The sequence below is a fragment of the Ideonella sp. genome (genome assembly GCF_036277275.1).
Taxonomy (GTDB): domain Bacteria; phylum Pseudomonadota; class Gammaproteobacteria; order Burkholderiales; family Burkholderiaceae_C; genus Ideonella.
The window spans coordinates 1-18,964 of the sequence record NZ_DASUNH010000016.1 but is presented as its reverse complement, the minus strand read 5'-3'; the positions used below and the strand labels follow the sequence as shown (position 1 = coordinate 18,964).

The following is an 18,964-nucleotide window of genomic DNA, read 5'->3' as shown; positions in this document are numbered from 1 at the left end:
CACAAGGCAACGATGGCTGACGCACTTACCTCCTCTCCCCCCCCAGCCGCAGCGGCGCCACGCCGGCTTTGGCGCCGCGTGGCCTGGAGCCTGGCAGGCGCGCTGGTCGTGCTGGTCATTGCCGTCGTGTCAGGCGGCGCCTGGGTCAGTCGCAGCGAAGGCGGCAGTGCCTGGTTGCTGGCGCAGATCCCGGGCCTGCGTGTCGAAGGCCTGCGCGGTGCGCTGCTCGGCGACGAGCTGTCGGCCGAGCGCCTGCATTTCGAGCGGGACGGCAACGTGCTCGATCTGCAGCGGGTGCACCTGAAGGGCCTGACGGGGTCGTGGACGAGCCGTCCCGGGCCCGGCCAGCCTTGGCTGCGCATCCAATTGGAAGCCCTGTCGGCCGAACAGGCGACGTGGCGTTCGGGTCCCGCCGCCGCCAGCAGCCCGCCGGGTCCCGCACCGACCGATCTGCAGTTGCCGCTGGCACTGGACATCGGCGCCGCCCGGCTCGGCCGGCTGCAGGTGGACAGCATGCCGCCGGTGTTCGACATCGAGACCAGGTTCGCGCTGGGTGACGCCAACGGCGCACGGCACACGTTGCACACGCTGCGCTTTCGCACCGAGCGCCTGCGCGCCGAGGCGCAAGGCGAGCTGGCAGCCACGAAGCCGCTGGGGCTGAAGCTGAAAGCCAGCGCACGCAGCCTGGAAGCTGCGGCCACCCCTTGGCAAGCCACGTTGCAATTGAATGGGCCGCTGGCCACACTGCAGGCCCAGGCCCACCTGGCCAGCGGCGAAGCAAAGGGCCCGGCGCTGGACGCCGAGGCCACCGTGACGCCGTTCGCCGCCTGGCCGTTGGCGAGCCTGAACCTTCGCACCCAGGCACTGGACCTGGCCGCGCTGCATGCCGATGCGCCCCACACCCAGCTGCGCGGCGAGGCCCACATCCGCAGCAGCGGCATGACGGCGCCGGCCGACGTCGACGCCACGCTCATCAACGAGGCCCCCGGGCGCTGGGACGAAGGCAAGCTGCCGCTGCGCCGGCTGCATCTGGTGGCCCAGGGCGTGCCGCAGGCGCTGGGCGACCTGAAGCTGCAGACACTGGAGCTGGACCTCGGCGGCGCGACGCCCGGCGGCCAGCTGCGCGGCAGCGGTGCGCTACAGCCGGCCGCCGGCGCCGAGCGCCTGCAGTTGAAGCTGCTGCTCGAAGGCCTGCGCCCCGCCGCGCTGGACCAGCGCCTGCCGGCGATGACGCTGGCCGGCCCGCTGACGCTCGAGTTGAACGGACTGCCGGCGCTGGACACCGCAGCCACGCCGTCCGCCCTCGCATCGGCGGTACCGACCGCCTCAGCTGCGTCGGCTCCCGATCCACTGGACCGCTGGCACGCCAAGCTCGATGGCCAGCTCGACGGCCGGCTGGACCCACCCACCCCACCGCGCAAGGGCGCCTCGGCCAAGGCGACGCCGACCACTGCAGTAGCCGTGGCCGCCGGCCCGGCCGTGCAACTGGGCCTGCAGGCTGAATTGAACCGCCGCCAGCTGACGCTGACCCAGGCCGTGGCCCGCGCCGGTGAGGCCCGCGCCACGCTGAAAGGCCTGCTGACGCTGGGCAGCGCCGGCACCGCCTGGGGCTGGAAAGCGCAAGGGGAGCTGACCGAGTTCGACCCGCTGCTGTGGTGGCCCGGCGCGTCGCCGCCGGCCAAGCGAGGCCCCACCAAACTCAACGCCACACTCACCAGCGAAGGGCGTTGGCTGTCCCCGCCGGCGCATGCCACGGCATTCGCCGGCTTGACGGGCCAGCTCGACATTACGCTGCGCCCCAGCCAGTGGGCCGGCGTGTCGGCGCACGGTGAGTTCAACGCCAATCGCAACGCCAGTGGCACTGCCAGCCTGAAGGCTCAGCTCGACGTCGCGGGCAACAAGCTGGCGGCCAGCGGGCAAGACGGCGGCAACGCACCGCGCCGGATCGAGCTGAACATCGAGGCGCCCGCGCTGTCGGCGCTGGCTCCGTGGCTGAACAGCCTGGGCGCCAGCGACGCCGCCGCCTGGCTCCCGCGCGCCGGCACGCTGCAAGGCCACGCCCAAGCACGTTGGGCCGATGCGAACGCGGCCCCTCAATGGCAGGGCCAACTGCGCGCCAGCAGCCTGGTCAACCCGGCCTGGCGCGCCGACAAGGTCGATGCGCAGGCCCAGGGCACGGGCCTGGGCGACGGCCCCTTGAACGCGACGCTGGCCGGCGATGGCCTGGCCTGGCGGCTGGCGCAAGTCCAGACGATGCGGGCCGAGTTGAAGGGCAGCCTGCGCGAGCACCAGGTCAGCCTGCAGGTCTTGAGCCCGGCCCGCCCGCCGGCATGGGCCGAACAGGTGCTGGGCGCCCACACCGGCACCGGCACGCGCTTGCAGCTCGCCGCCAGTGGCCGCTGGCAACCGGCGGTCGAAGGCGGCCAACCGTGGGACGCCGGCCGCTGGCAAGGCCGCCTGGCCGATTTGCAGGGCCGCGCGGCCGACGGCTCGGGCCAGCCCTGGCTGGCCGCCAAGGACCTGGCGCTGGCGCTCGCCTGGAACGACGCGGGCCTGAGCGAAGCCAGCGCCGAGCCCGGCCGCATCGCGCTGCCCGGCACCGCGCTGCACTGGAGCGAAGCTCGCTTTCGCGCCGGCGTCGGCGGTGGTCCGGGCCAGGTCGCGCTGAACGCGAAGCTCGACGCCTTCGAAGTCGCCCCGCTGCTGGCCCGCGCGCAGCCCGAACTGGGCTGGCGCGGTGACCTGATGCTGGGCGGCGACATCCAGGTGCAAGCCGGCGAACGCTTCGACGCCGACATCGTCTTCGAGCGCCTGCGAGGCGACCTGAGCGTGGCCGACGACGTGCGCGATGACGCCACCGTGCACCGGCCGCTGGGCCTGTCCGACCTGCGACTCGGCCTGGCCGCCCACGACGGCACCTGGCACTTCACCGTTGGCGCGGCCGGCGCGCAACTGGGCGAAATGGCCGGCGTGGCCAGCGTTCGCACCACCCCGCAAGCCCGCTGGCCCGGGCCGGAAGCGCCGCTGAACGGCGTGTTCCAGCTCCACGTGGCCAAGCTGGCCGCCTGGGGCGCCTGGGTGCCTCCGGGCTGGCGCCTGGGCGGCGATCTGCAAAGCGCGGCCACGCTGGGCGGACGCTTCGGTTCGCCCGAATTCAGCGGTCGTCTGACCGGCCGTCAGCTCGAGGTGCGCAATGGCCTGCAAGGCGTGCAGTTCACCCATGGCACGGTCGACATCGACTTCCACGGCGACCACGCCAAGATCGAGCAGTTCGAGTGGCGTGGCGGCGACGGCACGCTGCGCGTCAGCGGCGAAGCCACACTGGGGCGCCGGCCCGAGGCCGACCTGACGCTGAAGGCCGACTACCTGCGCCTGCTCGGCCGCCTCGACCGCCGCATCGTCGCCACCGGTGAGGCCACGCTCGCGCTGCGGCCCAGCTCAGCCAAGCTCGACGGCAAGCTGAAAGTCGACGAAGGGTTGATCGACTTCAGCCGCGGCGGTGCGCCGGGCCTGGACGATGACGTGCGCGTGGTCGGCCGGGCCGCCAGTGCCCCGGCGCCGGGTGAACCGGGCGCGCCGAGCCCCGATGGCCAGCCGACCGCCATCACGCCCGCCCCCGCCGCCGCCGAGCACGACTTCGAGACCCGGCTCGATCTGGCGCTGGACCTGGGGCCTTCGCTACGCATCAAGGGCCGCGGGCTGGACACCTACCTGCGCGGCACCCTGCAACTGACCAACCCGGGCAAGCAGTTCGCGGTGCGCGGCGACGTGCGAACCGAACGCGGCACCTACCGTGCCTACAACCAGAAGCTCGAGATCGAACGCGGGCTGCTCGTCTTCACCGGCCCGCTTGACGACCCGCGGCTGGACATCCTGGCGATCCGGCCGAACCTCGATGTCGAGGTCGGCGTGGCTGTCACCGGCACCGCCCTGAACCCGCGCGTGCGGCTGGCCAGCGACCCGGAAATGAGCGACACCGACAAACTCAGCTGGCTGGTGCTCGGCCGTGCGCCGGATGGCCTGGGCCGCGCGGACTCTGCCCTGCTGCAGCGTGCCGCGATGGCGCTGCTGGCTGGTGAAGGCGAAGGCCCGACCGACGCATTCCTGGCCAACATCGGCCTGTCGGACTTCGGTGTGCGGCAACAAGGCGAAGGCACCGAGCAGACCACCGTCGTCTCGCTCGGCAAGCAGCTGACTCGGCGCTGGTACGTCGGCTACGAACGCAGCGTCAACGCCACCACCGGCACCTGGCAGTTGATCTACCGCATCGCCCAACGCTTCACGCTGCGGGCGCAGTCGGGCGAAGACAGCGCGCTCGACCTGATCTGGTCCTGGCGATGGAACTGAAGCCCGCGCCAGTCTCCTGACCACGCCACTGACGTCACGCTGTCAGCAGCTGGCACGGATAGTTCAGCGCTGAACACCAAGCCCAGGAGACCTGCCGTGAATGCCGCCGCCATTGCACTGCCGAAGCCACCCACTCCGATGCCGACCACCGCCGCCGACCTGCCCCGACCGCCCGCCCGCCGCAACGACGAGGCCTGGTGGGTCGAGCTGTTCGGTTGGCAGGCCGCTTGCGACGCGGAACCGACCGACGAGCATCTGATGCGCCAGGCCAGCCTGCTGGCGCTGCTGTCGGTCGCGTGAGCGCACGCCAGCGCGGCTTCGCGGCCGACGAGCGTGCGCGGTTGCTGGCGCTCAAGGGCGTCGGTGCGACAGTCATCGCGCGGCTGGAGCAGATCGGTTTCTCGTCGTTCGCGCAGCTGGCCGACGAAGACGCCGCGGTCGTCACCAAGCAGGTGTCGCAGCTGATCGGCTCGACCTGCTGGCACAACAGCCCTCAGGCCCGCGCCGCGATCCAGGCCGTGATCGACCTGGCCCGTGCGCAGGGCACCGGCGGTGCAGATCCCGCACCTTAGGGGATTGGCGACTTCGCCCTACCCTCCATTGGGGATGTGCATGTCCCACGCTTCGGCTCCCAATGTCCGGGTGGCCGACGAAGGTGCAGGTCCGCGCTTTGGCCGTCGCCACAAGGAGACGCACATGAGCGCAATCTTTGGCGAGACCCTGACCTTCGGGCAACGCAACGGCCCGGACATCCAGCTCAAGGTGACCGGTGACGAGTTCTACGCGGTCCACGAGACGCTGCACGGCTACACCGCCGTCAGCGACAGCGACCGCGGCCAGTTCTGCTACGCGATGCTGAACGACGGCGTCTTCGTGTCCACCGGTGTCCCGGTGACAGGCCCGGCGCCGGCCGGCGTGACACGCCATCTGCGCGAAACCCTGGCTGTACGCCACCGCCGATTCGAAGCCCGCCGTGTGCGCAGCCAGCCGCGCGGCACGTCGGTGGCACACTCAGCCGCGCTCAGCTTCGGCCCCAGCAACGGCCTGCTCGAGGGCCGGCGGCTCAGCAGCGGCCCCGTGCGCGGGCTGACGATCCTGGTCGAGTTCCGGGACGTGCAGACCACCGTCACCCAAGCCGACCTCGAAGAGATGCTCAATGGCGCCAACTACACCCGCAACGGCAACTTCTGCTCCGCGCGCGAGTACTTCCGCATCGTCTCGTCCGGCAAGCTCGACTACAGCAACGATGTCGTTGGCCCGTTTCGACTCGCGCACGACCGCAGCCACTACCTGACGACACTGCTGGTCAAGGAGGCACTGGACCTGGCCGTCGCCTCGGGCGTGGACCTGACGCGCTACGACTCGCGCCGCGAGGGCATCCTCGACGCGCTGAACATCATGTACGCCGGGCAGACCCAGTACGACGGCGAGCTGTGGCCGCACAACTCGACCATCGACCTGCGCTACGGCAGCATCTCGACCAACCTGTACCTGCTGACCAGTGCCGGCCGCAACGCGTCGGAGTTGAGCATCGGCACCTTCTGCCACGAGAACGGCCACCTGCTGTGCCGCTTCCCCGACATGTACGACTACGGTGCCGTCAACCGCGAGGGCGATGGCGTCAAGAGCGCAGGCATCGGCGCCTACTGCCTGATGGGCTCGGGCAATCACCTGAACTCGGGCCGAACGCCGTCGCCGGTGTGTTCGTACCTGCGCGACCTGGCCGGCTGGTGCGACAGCGAAATAGAGCTGGGCGACGGCAGCGCGCAACTCGAAATCGAGCACGGCGCCTACGACACGGTCTACAAGTACAAGACCGGCGCACCGAACGAGTACTTCATCGTCGAGAACCGCTGCAAGCTCGGGCTCGACCAGCACCTGCCCGCCAGCGGGCTGGCCGTCTACCACTGCGACACCAACGGCTCGAACGAATTCCAGGACGGCGTCGGCAGCCGCCACTACCAATGCCGGCTGCTGCAAGCCGACGGCCACGACGACCTGGAGCACAACGTCAACCAGGGCGACGGCAGCGACCTGTTCGGCAACGTGGCCGGCACGGCGCTGTCGCACGACACGCGGCCGTCGACGCGGCTGTGGAGCGGCGCCGACTCGGGCCTGGTGATCGGCGAGATCGGCGTGCCCGACAACAAGATGCGTTTTCGCACCGGCGAGGGCGCACCGACCGGCGCGGTGCACGTCGAGAACACCACGCCGGTGACGATCCCGGACAACAACCCGGACGGCGTGCGCAGCAAGATCAGCGTCGCCGCCGGCGGCCTGCTCAAGCGCCTGCAGGCCAGCGTCAACATCTCGCACACCTACATCGGCGACCTGGTGGTCGAGCTGGTCGGCCCCGGCGGCGCCGTGGCCACGCTGCACAAGCGCTCGGGTGGCAACAGCGACAACCTGGTCGCCAGCTACGACTCGTCCAGCTCGGCCGCACTGGCCGCCTTTGTCGGCAAGCCGGTGCAAGGCGACTGGGTACTGAACGTGCGCGACCTCGAAGGCCAGGACGTCGGCCGCATCGAACGCTGGGGCATGGACCTGCAGGTCGACGGCGCAGCCGCGGCCGTAGTGCGCGGTGAAGCGGCGCCCGACCTGCGCATCCCCGATGCGTCGGCGGCCGGCGTCACCAGCGTGATCGCGCTGGCCCAGGCCGGCAGCGTGCGCAGCATCAAGGTCGCGCTCGACATCACCCACACCTACATCGGCGACCTGCGCATCGAGCTGCTCTCGCCCACCGGCCGCGGCGCGGTGCTGCATGGCCAGTTGGGCGGCGGGCAGGACAACCTGAAGGCCACATTCGACTCGGCCACGCCGTTGTCGCCCTTGAGCGGCCTGGCCGGCCAGCCGATCCAGGGCAACTGGACGCTGCGGGTGGCGGACCTGGCGCCGGTCGACCAGGGCACGCTGAACCAGTGGAGCGTCGAGATCGTGCCGGCATAAGGGGGGCTCGTCGACAGCGGCCCGCCCGGCGGGGCTGGGACAATCGCGGCATGACCGCGGCCCCAGCCCCACCCCCACTGTCACCGCGGCCGCTGAAGTACCTGGCGGGTTATCCGCACGCGCTGCTGGCCCAGGTCCAGGGGCTGATCGACGAAGGCCGCCTGGGCGACACGCTGCGCCAGCGCTACCCGCAGGCGCACACGGTGCGCACCGACAGCGCGCTGTACGAACACGTCAACGCGCTGAAAAGCCGCTACATGCGCAACGCGCCGCCCTTGTCCAAGGTGGCTTACGACAACAAGCTGAAGATCATCCAGCAGGCACTGGGCACGCACACGATGGTCTCGCGGGTGCAGGGCAACCAGCTGAAGGCCAAGCGCGAGATCCGCATCGCGAGCCTGTTCAAGCAGGCGCCGGCGGCCTTTCTGCAGATGATCGTCGTGCACGAGCTGGCTCATTTGCGTGAGCGCGAGCATGGCAAGGCCTTCTATGCGCTGTGCACGCACATGGAGCCGGCCTACCACCAGCTGGAGTTCGACACCCGGCTGTGGCTGACCGCGCTGGAGCTCGAACCGGCCGATTCGGCCCCTGGCAAGCCGGAAACCTAGGGTCAACCCGGACGTTTTGCTAAGGGTTGACCCGCAATTCATCCGCTTGGGGCGCAGTTCATCCGCTCGCGCCGTCGGCCGGTCGCAGCTCGATGGCGGCAGCGAAGGGGACTTTCTACAGTCCACCCATCGCAACAACGCCGCAAGGCCAAGCAGGAGCCCCACATGACCGCCGCCACCCCCCGTTTCGCCGCCCAAGAGACCGCCGTTCGCCGTCTGGCCGCCGGTTTCGCCCTGGTGCTGACGCTGGGCACGGTCGCCGCGCTGGGCCAACTGGCCGACCGTCAATACGACGACGCGCTGATGGCCCAGGCCGACAACGCGCCGACCCAGGTCGTCGTCGTGCAGTCGACCCGCCTGCCGCGCGTCTGAGGCCTCGGCCGGGCCACTGGCGCCGGCCACGTGAACCACGACTGCGGCATATCCTTCGTCAGCGCGGGCGCCGGCTTCGACGTTGAGGCCTGTCTGTCCTGCGTTGTCGACCATGCGCACCACTGCCCTTGTTCTCCTCGGCTCGGCACTCTGCCTGGGCGCCGCCGCTCCGCCCGCCCGCGCCGCCGAGAGGCAACCCCAGCTGACGCAGGCCGAGCGGCTGGTACTCGAACGCAGCAATGCCTTCAGGCAGTCCCAGGGCGTGGCGCCGGTGGCCCCCGAGCGCGCGCTGACGGCCGCCGCGCAGGCCTTTGCGGCCTACATGGCGCGCACCGACAATTACGGCCACGAGGCCGACGGACGCGAGCCATCGGAACGCGCACAGGCCCAGGGCTACAGCTACTGCATGGTGGCCGAGAACATCGCAATGCAGTACAGCTCGCTCGGCTTCGACACCGACGAGCTGGCGCGCGGCCTGATGCAAGGCTGGATCGACTCGCCCGGCCACCGCCACAACCTGCTGGCGCCGCCAGCCACGGACATCGGCGTGGCGATCGCGCGCAGCCCCAGCAGCGGGCGCTACTACGCGGTGCAGATGTTCGGCCGGCCGTCGCGACTGTTGCTGAAGTTCTCGCTCAGCAACCGCAGCCGCATGGCGCTGAGCTACCAGCTCGACGACAAACGCTTTGCGCTGCCGCCCGGGATGACACGCACGCACGAGCAGTGCAGCACGCCTGCCCTGTCGGTCAACGTGCCGGACCAGGCCGAGGCGATGACGCTGAAGCCGGCCAACGGCGCGCGCTACCGCTTCGAACCGTCAGGGCGCGGCGTCAAGGTGGTAGAAGGCAGCTGAGGCCAGAGGCGCTCGGCAATCAGTAGCCGTCCCAGGCCACCGCCACCGCGGCGAAGCCCGCCATGACGATCAACCCATGGTGGCAGCGCCGCCACCGGCTGGCACCTTGCGCCACGCCGCGCCAAGGCATGACAACGGACACCAGCGTAACGCCCATTGCCAGCCACGCCAGACCCTGGACCACCCGCAAGGCGAGGCCGAACGTCGCCCCCCCTGCCGCCGACGGATCCACACGTCAGCAAGCCCATCGCACCCTGCCCCGCTCACCACACCGATGTGATGAGCTGCATCGGCAGCGGCATGAAGCGTGGCGTGACGTCTCAGGGCAGGCGAAGCTGCTCCAGCCCAACCAATGCTGCATGCTGCAACAGCATGATGGTCTTGCCGTCCTGGATGCTGCCGTCGGCGACATGGCGCAACGCTTCGTCCAGCGGTAGCTCGATCACTTCGATGTCTTCGCCTTCGGCATGGTCGCCACCACCGGCGCCACGGCGGTCCAGCTCGTTGTATTCGGCGACGAAGAAATGCAGCTTTTCGGTCACCGAGCCGGGGCTCATGTAGGCCTCGAACAGCTTGCGTGGCGCCTGCACATGAAAGCCGGTTTCTTCGGCGACTTCGCGGCGGATCGCATCGTGCGGGTCGTCGCCGTCGAGCAGGCCGGCACAGGCCTCGACCAGCATGCCGTCGGCGCAGCCGTTGACATAGGCCGGGAAGCGGAACTGGCGCGTCAGCACCACCGTGCCGCGCTCGGCGTTGAACAGCAGCAGCACCGCGCCGTTGCCACGGTCGTAGGTCTCGCGGCTTTGGCGCTGCCAGCTGCCGTCGCGCCTGCGGTAGTCGAAGGTCGTCTTCTTCAGGACAAACCAGTCGTTGGACAGCAGGCGTTCCTCGACGACGCGAACCGAGGGATGATCTATATCGTGCATGTTTGAATTAATTCGTGCAATTTCGTGCAATCATAGTGCTCCTCGCACCGGCCGCGCAAGTGCGAAGCTGCACCACCTGCGGCACACCATGCTGACCACCCAACGCAAGCAACTGATCCTCGACCGCCTGGCCCGCGAAGGGCAGGTCGTCGCCAAGACCCTGGCTGCCGAATTGCAGATCTCGGAAGACACGATCCGGCGCGACTTGCGTGAGCTCGCGCAGGCCGGGCGCCTGCAGCGCGTGCATGGCGGCGCATTGCCCGCTTCCGCCGCGGCAGGCGACATGAAGGTGCGCGAGCAGCTGTCCACGGGCGAGAAGCTCGAGTTAGGCCGCTACGGCGCGTCGCTGATCCGGCCGGGGCAGGTGGTGATCCTCGACGGCGGCACCACGGCGCTGCAGGTCGCACGGCATCTGGATCCCGGCCTGCGGGCGACGATCGTGACCCACAGTCCGACGGTGGCGGTGGCGGCTGCCGCGCACCCGCAGGTCGAGATCCTGATGCTCGGTGGGCGGTTGTTCCGGCATTCGATGGTCAACGTCGGTGCGGCGGTGATCGCGGCGGCGGCGCTGCTGCGAGCCGACCTGTACTTCATGGGCGTCACCGGCGTGCATCCCAGCGCAGGCCTGAGCACAGGCGACGCAGAGGAAGCCGCGGTCAAGCGGGCGTTGCACGAACGGGCGGCGGAAACCATCGTGCTCGCCTCCGCCGAGAAGCTGATGGCGGCCTCGGCCTTCGTGGTGGCAGCGTTGACCGATACGACGGCAATCGTGGTGCCGCGCAAGACGCCCGAGCGCACACTGCGTGCGTTGCGCGCCGGTGGCGCGAAGGTGCGCCTCGCGACCTAACGCATGGGTGGCAGGCAGCGCTTGAACCAATCGCGTGCGAGCAAAGCCACCGCATCCAGCGCGCCCGGCTCTTCGAACAGGTGCGTCGCACCCGGCACGATGGCCATCTGCTTTTCGCAGGTCAGCAGCAGCAGCGCCCGCCGGTTCAGCTCGGCCACCGCCATGTCGTCGCCGCCAACGATCAACAGCGTCGGCGCCCGGACCTGCTCCAGCGCCTGTTCGGCCAGGTCTGGCCGGCCACCGCGCGACACCACGGCACGCACGTCGGACGAAGCCTGGCTCGCCGTCAGCAAGGCCGCGGCGGCGCCGGTGCTGGCGCCGAACAGCCCGAGCGGCAATGGGCCGGTGGCCTGCAGCAGTGCCAGGTACTGGGCCACGCCGTTCAGCCTGTCGGCCAGCAAGGCGATGTCGAAACGGTGACGCCCGCTGCGCGCGTCGGCAGCCTCTTCTGCCGGCGTCAGCAGATCGGCCAGCACGGTCGCGAGCCCGGCCTCGTTGAGCACCTTCGCGACCTGGCGATTGCGTGGGCTGAATCGGCTGCTGCCACTGCCGTGGGCAAACACCACCAGGCCAGTGGCATGTGCGGGCAAGCTCAGGTCGGCCGCCAGCAGCACACCACCGCTGACGGTGATGCGCAGGGCCTGTTGGGTGGGCGCAGGAAAAAGCGCGTTCATCGCGATCGCCTCAGAGTCCGGCGGGATAGGTTTCGGGCGCTTCGGGTGTCCACTCGGCGTTGCGCTCCAGCGGCTCGACTGCACGCGTCGTGTCGATGTGGATCAGCGCGTCGAACTGCTTCGGCAACTCGGCCCGGTAGTAGTGGCTCTGGCGTTCGGTGTCCGGCCGGTAGATGACACCGATCGCCCGCTGCAGCCGCGGCGCGCTCAGCACCTGGGTGTGGGGACTGGCGCCGCGCAGGGACAACCAGAACGACTCGAGGCCCACCGTGTGCATCAGCCGCTCGTAACTCTCCGGCAACGACGGCTGGACGAGCTTGCGTTCGGCCGCGCCGTCCCAGTCACTGGCGGCGGTCACGCTGCCGGTGTGGGACGAGAAGCCGATCAGCACCGCGTCTTGCCCGTGGCGCTCGCGCACCAACTGGCCGACGTTCAACTCGCCACGCAACCCCATTTCGGTCGCCCGCGCGTCGCCCAGGTGGGAGTTGTGGGCCCAGACCACAATCTTCGGCTCGGCGCCGGCGCCGCAGCGGCCCAGGTGCCGCTCCAACTCGGTCAACGTTTCCGCCATGTGGCGGTCGCGCAGATTCCAGCTCGACACGTCACTGAGGTACATCGTGCGGTAATAGGCCTCGGCGCTTTTCACGAGCCGCGCATTCTGTTCGGCATCGAAGCCCTGCTCGGCGTCGCTGCGGCTCTGCTGCGCGGCCACGCCGGCGCGCCGGCGCAGATCGACCAGCATCGCGATCACCTCGCGTTCACAGCTTTTCGCAGTACCCAGCCCGGTCATCAGACCGTAGACCTGGCTGTCGCTGCCGAACTGGTCGAAGCAGGCGTAGCGCTCGCGTGCCACCGCGGCCACGGCCGGGTCGGTCGCGCTCAGGTACTGCAACACCGCGCTCATCGAGCCGTGCAGGCTGTACAGATCCATGCCGTAGAAGCCGGCCTTCTCGACATCGGCGCGGGTGTCGTTGAACTCGCGCAGCCAGTCGACGAACTCGGTCACCGCTGTGTTGCGCCACATCCAGGTCGGGAAACGTCGGAAGCCGGCGAGCGCGTCCTCCGCTGAGCTGTCGTCGCTGGCGCCACGCACATACCGGTTGACGCGGTAGGCATCGGGCCAGTCGCCCTCGACCGCCACCGCATGAAAGCCCATCTCGGCGATCAGCCGTTGGGTGAGGCGGGCCCGCTCACGGTAGAACTCATGGGTGCCATGCGAAGCCTCGCCGATCAACACATGGCGCGCATCGCCGATCAGCGCCAGCAGGCCATCGTAGTCACGCTCGGTGCCGTAGAGAGGCCGGGCAGCTTGGCGCAGCACGTCGCCGACGTCCGGATCGAGACCGGGGCCGAGGTGTCGTCCCATGACCTTCAGTCCTTGGGTGCGTTTCGCCGGGCCAGCGCCAACAGTTCGCGCACCTCTTCGTCGCTGGTCTGCGCAAAATCCTCATACCAGCGGCCCACGGCGCGAAACGGCTCGGGCGTGGTGGCGCAGACCACTTCATCCGCCTCGTGCCGCATCTGCTCGCACACATCCGGTGCGGCGGTGGGCACGGCCACGACGATGCGCGCCGGTTGCTGCGCCTTCAGCGCCTTCAAAGCCGCGAGCATCGTCGCCCCGGTGGCCAGACCATCGTCGACGAGGATCACGGTCTGTCCCTTGACCGCCGGCGGCGGCAGGTCCTGCCGATACAGCGCCTCACGCCTTGCCAACTCGACCTGCTCTGCTGCGGTGACCGCCTCGACCGCGGCGTCGTCAATACCCAGCATGTTGATCACATTGGGATTGAGGACGCGGACCCCACCGCTGGCAATGGCGCCCATCGCATATTCCTCGTGCCCCGGCACACCCAGCTTGCGCACGATGAACACATCCAGCGGCGCATACAGCGCCTGCGCCACCTCGAACGCCACAGGCACCCCACCGCGCGGCAAAGCCAACACCAGTACATCCGACCGCCTGGCATAGCCGCCCAGGGACGGGGCCAACACTTGGCCGGCATGTCGGCGGTCGCGAAAGACATCGGTGGGCATGTGGTTCTCCCCTGAGCTGTGTATCCCTGCTCAGGGCAATCCACGTTCCCTTGTGTAGCGCTCTGAAACGACCAGACGGGGGCGTCCTGACGGCAGTTCTTTTCACGGCTCCTGGCCTTCACCACGGCCAACGACTTGCCGGTCCCTCGCTGTTGTGGGCCAGCATCAATGGCGCGCCGGGTGCGGCCCCGGCGATCTGGCGGCTGACACTGTGCCCCGGTTCCGCCTGAAAGCCGTGTGAAAATCCGCCGCTCGCCGCCGTAGTTCAATGGATAGAACGGGGACCTCCTAAGTCTCAGATGCAGGTTCGATTCCTGCCGGGGGCGCCACATGCAGGGCGCCGCGCAGGGCGGCATCGCCCCTCGCGTGTTGGCCCGCGCGGCGCTCAACGCGTGCGCAGCGCGCGCGACAGCAGCATCACCGGGATCAGGCCCACGGCCACGATGGCCAGCGAAGGCATTGCGGCCTCGGCCAGGCGCTCGTCGCGTGCGAACTGGTAGGCCACCACGGCGAGCGTGTCGCTGCCGAAGGGCCGCAGCACCAACGTCGCGGGCAGTTCCTTCATCGTGTCGACGAAGACCAGCAAGGCCGCCGCGATGGTGGTGCGCCCCAGCAACGGCAGGTGCAGCTCGACGAAGGTGCGGCGCCGGCCCGCCCCGAGCAAGCGCGCCGACTCGTCGATCGACGCCGGCACCCGTGAATAGCCAGCCTGTACCGACTGCAGGGCCACGGCCGTAAAGCGCACCATGTACGCGTACAGCAGGCCGAAGGTCGTGCCGGTGACCAACGCCGCGGCGCCCCACTGCGGCTGCCAGGCCTGCACCATGCCGGTCCACAGCAAGATGCCGACCGCCACCACCGCCCCAGGCACCGCATAGCCCAGCGACACCACATGCGCTGCGCCGCGCAGCCAGCGCGCGCGACGGCCTTGTGATCGCCGCAGCGTGAAGGCCAGCAGCAGCGCGAAGAGCACCGCGGCCAGCGCCGCCGCCGCGGCCAGGCGGAAGCTGGCGCCCGCCCAACCAACAAATCGAACGAGGTAGCTGGCTGCGAGTACCGGTGAAGCAGCCGCCCCGTCGTCGCCGCCGCCCGTTTCGCGCCACAGCAGGCGCACCAGCCAGGCCACCGGCAGCACGAAGCCCACCAATACCGGCAGCCCGCAGACCAGCCAGGCCAGCGCCTGCTGCGCCCCGCGCAAGGCCAGCGGCCTCGAAGCGACGCTGCCGCCCTGCGCGGACGGGCGGTTGGCGGCAAAGCGGATCCGTGCCTGGGCACGCTGCTCGGCCCACAGCAGCAACGCCACCACGGCCAACAGCACGCTGGCCAACTGCGCGGCTGCCACATGGTCGTCCAGCACCAGCCAGGCCTTGTAGATGCCGGTGGTGAAGGTGGTCAGGCCGAAGTACGCGCCAACACCATAGTCGGCCAATGTCTCCATCAGCGCCAACGCAACGCCGGCCGCCAGCGCCGGTCGGGCCATCGGCAAGGCCACCTCCAGCACACGGCGGCGCAGCGGTGCACCCAGCAACCGCGCGGCCTCCATCATCGGCGCCGCCTGCTCAGCCAACGCCGTGCGGGCCAGCAAGTAGACATAAGGGTAGAGGCAGGCCACGAACAACAGCACCGCGCCGCCGAGGCTGCGCACATCCGGCCACAGCGCCCCCTTCGCTCCGGTGAGCGCGCGCAGGCCTATCTGCAGCGGACCGCTGTATTGAAGCGCGTCGGTGTAGGCGTAGGCGAGCACGTAGGCCGGCATCGCCAGCGGCAGCAACAGCGCCCACTCAAAGAAGCGACGGCCATGGAAGTCGAACAAGGTCACCGCTGCGGCGGTGGCACCGCCAACGACAGCCACGCCCAGCGCCACGGCCAGCACCAGCGCCAGCGATTGCCTCGCATAGCTCGGCAGCACCGTCTCGAATTGCTGCTGCAGCACCGCCAGCGATTGGGCGTCGATGACCACCCATGCCCCCAGCACCCCCAGCACCGGCAGCGCCAGCACCAGGGCCAGCCCGATCAGCAACCCCCTCATGCCACGCTCCCGTGGCAAGAACCGGCCGGACTTGATAGGGAGCAAATACGAACGATGCTCATTTTCATTGCGCCAGTATCATAAGGGCCATGTTTTTGCAATTGGATCGGGTCAGCGTGGCCTATGGCCGCAACGGCCATGGCAAGGCGGCGGTCGAGGCGGCATCACTGTCGCTGAGCCGGGGCCAGATCGGCGTGCTGATCGGGCCGTCAGGCTGCGGCAAGACCTCGCTGCTGCGATCGGTGGCCGGGCTGGAGCGCCTGGCGGGCGGCGCCGTGCGGCTGGACGGCCAACTGCTCAGCGACCATGACAGCGGCGTGCACATCGCCCCGGAGAACCGTGGCATCGGCATGGTCTTCCAGGACTACGCGCTGTTCCCGCACCTGTCGGTGGCCGACAACATCGGCTTCGGCCTCGCGCACCTGCCGCGCACCGAGCGCGACGTGCGGGTGGCCGAGATGCTCGACCTGGTCGGTCTGGGCCATGCTGCCAAGCGTGCCCCGCACCAGTTGTCCGGCGGCCAGCAGCAGCGCATCGCGTTGGCGCGTGCGCTGGCCCGCCGTCCACGCCTGCTGTTGCTGGACGAGCCGTTTTCGAGCCTGGATGTCGACCTGCGCGAGCGCTTGGCGCAGGACGTGCGCGCGATCTTGAAGCAGATCAACGCGACCGCGCTGTTCGTCACCCACGACCAACTGGAGGCGTTCGCGATCGGCGACCTGATCGGCGTGATGCAGCGCGGCCGCCTCGAGCAATGGGACGACGCGTACGCGCTGTACCACCGACCGGCCACGCGCTTCGTCGCCGGCTTCATCGGCCACGGCGTCTTCACGCCCGGCCAGATCATCGCGCTGCCCGAGGGCCCGCGGGTGCGCACGCCGCTGGGCGATCTGGACGATGCCGATGAATGCCTCCTGCCCGATGCCTACCCCGGTGGCGAGTGTGATGTGCTGCTACGCGCCGACGACATCGTCCACGATGATGACGCGCCGGTGAAGGCACGTATCGAACGCAAGGCCTTTCGCGGCTCGGAGTTTCTTTACACGCTGCGTCTGGCCAGTGGCGAGCAGGTGCTGGCGCATGTGCCCTCGCATCATGACCACCAGCTGGGCGAGTGGATCGGCATCCGGCCGCAGGTCGACCACGTGGTCACCTTCCCCCGAGAAACCTGAGTCTTTCGCCCCTTTTCCGACGCTCCGACGGCGGGGTTTTCCCACCCCCAGAAACGTGACGAACTGTGAGCACCCGCTCACGACTTTTGCCACGCCGTTCAAGCAACTTTTCAGTTTGGAAGGGAACTCAGCGAAAGGTTGCAGACCTATACTTGGCTGGCATGCGTTCGCGAGCGTTTCAAGGCGAGACAAGATGGGTGCAAAACTGAAAGTAGCGGGTCTGCTGACCCTCGGTGCCGTGGCGGGTGCATTGACGACGATGCAACTCACAGCCATCGCGCGAAATACCTATTCGCCGATCCCGCTGGAAGAGATGCAGCAGTTGGCACGCGCGTTCGATATCCTGAAAAGCGACTATGTCGAGCCGGTCGACGAGAAAAAGCTGATCAACGATGCGTTGTCCGGCATGGTGTCAGGGCTCGACCCGCACTCTCAATTCTTCGACAAGAAGAGCTTCAAGGAATTCCGCGAATCCACGACCGGCAAATTCGTCGGCGTCGGGATCGAAATCGGCATGGAAGACGGCGTCGTCAAGGTCGTCTCCCCGATCGAAGGCTCACCCGCCTTTCGCGCCGGTATCAAGTCGGGCGACCTGATCACCAAGATCGACGACACACCCGTCAAGGGCCTGGGCATGGAACAGGCCGTCAAGCGCATGCGCGGCGACCCGAACACCAAGGTCATGCTGACGGTGTTCCGCAAGACCGAGAACCGCAGCTTCCCGATCACCATCACCCGCGAAGAAATCCGCGTGCAAAGCGTGCGCGCCAAGATGGTCGAGCCGGGCTACGCGTGGCTGCGCGTGACCCAGTTCCAGGAACGCACGATCGAAGACTTCAGCCGCAAGCTGGAAGAACTCTACAAACAGGACCCGAACATCAAAGGCCTGGTGCTGGATCTGCGCAACGACCCGGGTGGCCTGCTCGAAGGTGCCGTCGCGCTGTCGGCAGCGTTCTTGCCGAGCGACGTCGTCGTCGTCAGCACCAATGGCCAGATCGCCGACTCGAAGTTCACCTACCACGCCTCGCCGGACAACTACATGCGCCGCGGCGGTGTGGATCCGCTGAAGAAGCTGCCCGCCGGTGTCAAGACCGTTCCGATGGTGGTGCTGGTGAACGAAGGTTCGGCCTCGGCGAGCGAGATCGTCGCCGGTGCGCTGCAAGACCACCACCGCGCGGTCGTGATGGGCGCCCAAACTTTCGGCAAGGGCTCGGTGCAGACCATCCGCCCGCTGTCGGCCGAAACGGCGTTGAAGATCACCACCGCCCGCTACTACACACCGAGCGGCCGCTCGATCCAGGCCAAGGGCATCGTGCCCGACGTCTGGCTCGACGAAACCGCCGAGGGCAATGTTTTCGCCGCGCTGCGCATGCGCGAGGCCGACCTGGAAAAGCACCTGGTCAACGGCGAAGAGAAGAACGAAGCCCGCGAGAAGGCGCGCGAAGAAGCGCGCAAGAAGCTGGAAGAACAAGCCGAGAAGATCAAGGACGGCACGATCAAGCCCTTGCCCGAGTTCGGCAGCGGCGAAGACTTCCAGCTGTCGCAAGCGCTGAACCGGCTGAAGAACCGCCCGGTGATGGTCAGCAAGACCATGACCGAGCGTCCGCTGGACACCGACGCCGAGCACTGACCTCAGCTGCGCGTGTTGCCACGACACGCGCCATTTCACCAACGCCGCCGGCCTGCATGGGCTCGCGGCGTTTGTTCTTTGCGCGCCCGCGGGACGACCTTTCGTATCCTCGTGCAGTGTTCGACGCTATGCGGAACACAAACGCGCCTTTGGCCGCCTGGCGTCGTTGCAAATCCTCGCGATGCCACCGGGCATCGCTGTGGTTTGCGCCTACCCAGGCGACCACATCCATCGGTTTTCTCAGGTTCCACCTCGCATCAAACCCTGCACCAGTGCCATGACCGACGACGACCTGCTGCGCTATTCGCGCCACATCCTGCTCGACGAGATCGGCATCGAGGGCCAGGCCAGGCTTTCGACGAGCCATGCGTTGGTGATCGGCGCAGGCGGCCTCGGTTCGCCGGTGGCGCTTTACCTGGGCACCGCGGGCGTCGGCCGCATCACGCTGGTCGACCATGACAGCGTCGACCTGACCAACTTGCAGCGCCAGATCGCTCACAGCATGGTGCGCGTCGGCTCGCCGAAGGCC

At 68.7% G+C, this 18,964-nt stretch carries 16 protein-coding genes and 1 tRNA gene; 12 read left to right on the top strand and 5 right to left on the bottom strand.

Features of this window, described 5'->3' with window-relative positions; translation table 11 throughout:
• Positions 1-12 precede the first annotated feature (12 nt).
• From VFY73_RS03230 to VFY73_RS03200, 7 genes are all read left to right on the top strand, one after another.
• On the top strand, positions 13-4,347 hold the full coding sequence (locus VFY73_RS03230; protein ID WP_329716473.1) for a translocation/assembly module TamB domain-containing protein: 4,335 nt from the start codon (positions 13-15) through the stop codon (positions 4,345-4,347).
• A 96-nt stretch (positions 4,348-4,443) separates the two neighbouring features.
• A complete protein-coding gene (locus VFY73_RS03225; protein ID WP_329716472.1) occupies positions 4,444-4,647 on the top strand; it encodes a hypothetical protein in 204 nt (67 codons plus the stop codon).
• Positions 4,644-4,919, top strand: a complete 276-nt coding sequence (locus VFY73_RS03220; RefSeq protein WP_329716471.1) for a helix-hairpin-helix domain-containing protein — start codon at positions 4,644-4,646, stop codon at positions 4,917-4,919. The genes VFY73_RS03225 and VFY73_RS03220 overlap by 4 nt, the downstream gene beginning before the upstream one ends.
• Positions 4,920-5,043: 124 nt before the next feature.
• Complete coding sequence (locus VFY73_RS03215; RefSeq protein ID WP_329716470.1) at positions 5,044-7,293, top strand: M6 family metalloprotease domain-containing protein; 2,250 nt, start codon at positions 5,044-5,046, stop codon at positions 7,291-7,293.
• A gap of 50 nt (positions 7,294-7,343) precedes the next feature.
• A complete protein-coding gene (locus tag VFY73_RS03210) occupies positions 7,344-7,901 on the top strand; it encodes a YgjP-like metallopeptidase domain-containing protein (RefSeq protein WP_329716469.1) in 558 nt (185 codons plus the stop codon).
• A 165-nt stretch (positions 7,902-8,066) separates the two neighbouring features.
• Positions 8,067-8,273, top strand: coding sequence for a hypothetical protein (locus VFY73_RS03205; RefSeq protein ID WP_329716468.1), 207 nt, complete (start codon positions 8,067-8,069; stop codon positions 8,271-8,273).
• A gap of 112 nt (positions 8,274-8,385) precedes the next feature.
• Entirely contained in the window at positions 8,386-9,126 is a 741-nt protein-coding gene (locus tag VFY73_RS03200; protein WP_329716467.1) for a CAP domain-containing protein, read from the top strand.
• A 320-nt stretch (positions 9,127-9,446) separates the two neighbouring features.
• Here the strand turns inward: VFY73_RS03200 and VFY73_RS03195 are convergent, their stop codons facing one another.
• A complete protein-coding gene (locus tag VFY73_RS03195) occupies positions 9,447-10,052 on the bottom strand; it encodes an NUDIX domain-containing protein (RefSeq protein WP_329716466.1) in 606 nt (201 codons plus the stop codon).
• An 88-nt stretch (positions 10,053-10,140) separates the two neighbouring features.
• Here VFY73_RS03195 and VFY73_RS03190 point away from each other — a divergent pair, with 88 nt between their 5' ends.
• On the top strand, positions 10,141-10,899 hold the full coding sequence (locus VFY73_RS03190; protein WP_329716465.1) for a DeoR/GlpR family DNA-binding transcription regulator: 759 nt from the start codon (positions 10,141-10,143) through the stop codon (positions 10,897-10,899).
• Here the strand turns inward: VFY73_RS03190 and VFY73_RS03185 are convergent.
• The 3 genes from VFY73_RS03185 to VFY73_RS03175 are packed head-to-tail and all read right to left on the bottom strand — an operon-like array spanning position 10,896 to position 13,607.
• Positions 10,896-11,573 (bottom strand): dienelactone hydrolase family protein, encoded by a 678-nt coding sequence (locus VFY73_RS03185; protein ID WP_329716464.1) that lies wholly within the window; start codon positions 11,571-11,573, stop codon positions 10,896-10,898. The two genes, VFY73_RS03190 and VFY73_RS03185, sit on opposite strands and share 4 nt — an antisense overlap.
• A 10-nt stretch (positions 11,574-11,583) precedes the next feature.
• Complete coding sequence (locus tag VFY73_RS03180) at positions 11,584-12,939, bottom strand: erythromycin esterase family protein (RefSeq protein WP_329716463.1); 1,356 nt, start codon at positions 12,937-12,939, stop codon at positions 11,584-11,586.
• A 5-nt stretch (positions 12,940-12,944) separates the two neighbouring features.
• Positions 12,945-13,607, bottom strand: coding sequence for a phosphoribosyltransferase (locus VFY73_RS03175; RefSeq protein ID WP_329716462.1), 663 nt, complete (start codon positions 13,605-13,607; stop codon positions 12,945-12,947).
• 254 nt (positions 13,608-13,861) lie between these two features.
• On the opposite strand from VFY73_RS03175, the gene VFY73_RS03170 reads away from it, so the two are divergent.
• Positions 13,862-13,936, top strand: a tRNA-Arg gene (locus VFY73_RS03170).
• A 56-nt stretch (positions 13,937-13,992) separates the two neighbouring features.
• Here the strand turns inward: VFY73_RS03170 and VFY73_RS03165 are convergent.
• Complete coding sequence (locus VFY73_RS03165) at positions 13,993-15,636, bottom strand: iron ABC transporter permease (RefSeq protein ID WP_329716461.1); 1,644 nt, start codon at positions 15,634-15,636, stop codon at positions 13,993-13,995.
• 89 nt (positions 15,637-15,725) lie between these two features.
• Between VFY73_RS03165 and VFY73_RS03160 the strand changes: the two genes are divergently transcribed.
• From VFY73_RS03160 to VFY73_RS03150, 3 genes are all read left to right on the top strand, one after another.
• Entirely contained in the window at positions 15,726-16,805 is a 1,080-nt protein-coding gene (locus tag VFY73_RS03160) for an ABC transporter ATP-binding protein (protein WP_329716460.1), read from the top strand.
• 193 nt (positions 16,806-16,998) lie between these two features.
• The gene (locus VFY73_RS03155) at positions 16,999-18,435 is read left to right on the top strand and encodes a S41 family peptidase (protein WP_329716459.1); all 1,437 of its coding nucleotides are present in this window, start codon (positions 16,999-17,001) and stop codon (positions 18,433-18,435) included.
• A 277-nt stretch (positions 18,436-18,712) separates the two neighbouring features.
• Positions 18,713-18,964, top strand: a 252-nt coding sequence (locus VFY73_RS03150) for a HesA/MoeB/ThiF family protein (RefSeq protein WP_329716458.1), incomplete at its 3' end; no start/stop codon positions are given.

Coding starts and splice junctions, on each gene's coding strand:
- VFY73_RS03230 (WP_329716473.1), top strand. CDS start 13: ATGGCTGACGCACTTACCTCCTCTCCCCCCCCAGCCGCAGCGGCGCCA.
- VFY73_RS03215 (WP_329716470.1), top strand. CDS start 5,044: ATGAGCGCAATCTTTGGCGAGACCCTGACCTTCGGGCAACGCAACGGC.
- VFY73_RS03210 (WP_329716469.1), top strand. CDS start 7,344: ATGACCGCGGCCCCAGCCCCACCCCCACTGTCACCGCGGCCGCTGAAG.
- VFY73_RS03205 (WP_329716468.1), top strand. CDS start 8,067: ATGACCGCCGCCACCCCCCGTTTCGCCGCCCAAGAGACCGCCGTTCGC.
- VFY73_RS03200 (WP_329716467.1), top strand. CDS start 8,386: ATGCGCACCACTGCCCTTGTTCTCCTCGGCTCGGCACTCTGCCTGGGC.
- VFY73_RS03195 (WP_329716466.1), bottom strand. CDS start 10,052: ATGCACGATATAGATCATCCCTCGGTTCGCGTCGTCGAGGAACGCCTG.
- VFY73_RS03190 (WP_329716465.1), top strand. CDS start 10,141: ATGCTGACCACCCAACGCAAGCAACTGATCCTCGACCGCCTGGCCCGC.
- VFY73_RS03185 (WP_329716464.1), bottom strand. CDS start 11,573: ATGAACGCGCTTTTTCCTGCGCCCACCCAACAGGCCCTGCGCATCACC.
- VFY73_RS03180 (WP_329716463.1), bottom strand. CDS start 12,939: ATGGGACGACACCTCGGCCCCGGTCTCGATCCGGACGTCGGCGACGTG.
- VFY73_RS03175 (WP_329716462.1), bottom strand. CDS start 13,607: ATGCCCACCGATGTCTTTCGCGACCGCCGACATGCCGGCCAAGTGTTG.
- VFY73_RS03165 (WP_329716461.1), bottom strand. CDS start 15,636: ATGAGGGGGTTGCTGATCGGGCTGGCCCTGGTGCTGGCGCTGCCGGTG.
- VFY73_RS03160 (WP_329716460.1), top strand. CDS start 15,726: ATGTTTTTGCAATTGGATCGGGTCAGCGTGGCCTATGGCCGCAACGGC.
- VFY73_RS03155 (WP_329716459.1), top strand. CDS start 16,999: ATGGGTGCAAAACTGAAAGTAGCGGGTCTGCTGACCCTCGGTGCCGTG.